The organism is Nguyenibacter vanlangensis (genome assembly GCF_013376155.1).
GTDB lineage: Bacteria > Pseudomonadota > Alphaproteobacteria > Acetobacterales > Acetobacteraceae > Gluconacetobacter > Gluconacetobacter vanlangensis.
This window is the reverse complement of sequence record NZ_JABXXP010000871.1, coordinates 1-1,060: the sequence shown is the minus strand read 5'-3', so window position 1 is coordinate 1,060 and position 1,060 is coordinate 1. Positions and strand designations below refer to the sequence as shown.

Genomic DNA, 1,060 nt, shown 5'->3' with positions numbered 1-1,060 from the left:
GTGTCGTCGGGCAGCGCCCCCACCGTGACGGGCATGGTCAGGCCGTGGCCATGGCGCCAGACGCCCAGCGTGACCACCTTGCCCGGGATTTCGTCGGCCATCAGGCGCGGCAGGGCCCGCCCGTCGATCGGCTTGCCGTCCAGCGACAGGATCACGTCGCCGGTCTGCAGTTTCGCGTTCGCTGCGGGGCCCTTGGGCTCGACGCCGGCGATCAGCGCGCCGTGCGCGTCCTTGAGCCCCAGCCCGTCGGCGATGTCCTGCGTCACGTCCTGGATGCGCACGCCGATCCAGCCGCGCGACACCTTGCCCGTGCGGCGCAACTGCTCGATGATTCCGCGGGCCTCGGCCGAGGGGATGGAGAAGCCGATGCCGATCGACCCGCCCGAGGGCGAGTAGATGGCGGTGTTGATGCCGATCACCTGCCCCTGCATGTCGAAGAGCGGGCCGCCGGAATTGCCCTTGTTGATCGGCGCGTCGGTCTGGATGAAATCGTCGTACGGTCCCTGCTCGATATTGCGGCCGCGCGACGAGATGATGCCCGCCGTCACCGTGCCGGACAGGCCGAACGGGTTGCCGATCGCCAGCACCCAGTCCCCCACCCGGGCGCGGTCGCTGTCGCCGAAGCCGACGGCGGGCAGCGGATGGGGCGAATCGACCTTCAGCACCGCCAGGTCGGTGCGGTCGTCGTGTCCGATCTCATGCGCCTTGAGCACCGTGTTGTCCTGCAGCGTGACCGTGATCTGGTCGGCATGGCGGATCACGTGGTTGTTGGTGACCACGATGCCGGACGGGTCGATGATGAAGCCCGAGCCGAGCGCCTGCATCTTGCGCGGCGCGGCCTCGGGGCCGTTCTGGCGGTTCATGAAATCGTGGAAGAATTTCTCGAAGGGCGAGCCTTCGGGGAAGTTCGGGATCTGCGGCGCGTCGCCGCCGCCGTCACCGTCGCCCTCGGCGTCGCCGTCCTCGTCGCCCGGCTTGACCGTCTCGGTGGTCGAGACATTGACCACCGCCGGCAGCAGGCGTGCCGCCAGGTCGGCGAAGCTGTCGGGCATGCCGCGTC

The 1,060-nt window shown here is 69.3% G+C and carries 1 protein-coding gene; it reads right to left on the bottom strand.

The genetic code is table 11. The features are described 5' to 3' along the window. Window positions 1-1,060 (bottom strand): Do family serine endopeptidase (locus HUK84_RS19775; protein WP_176641730.1); only part of this gene is annotated, 1,060 nt, incomplete at both ends.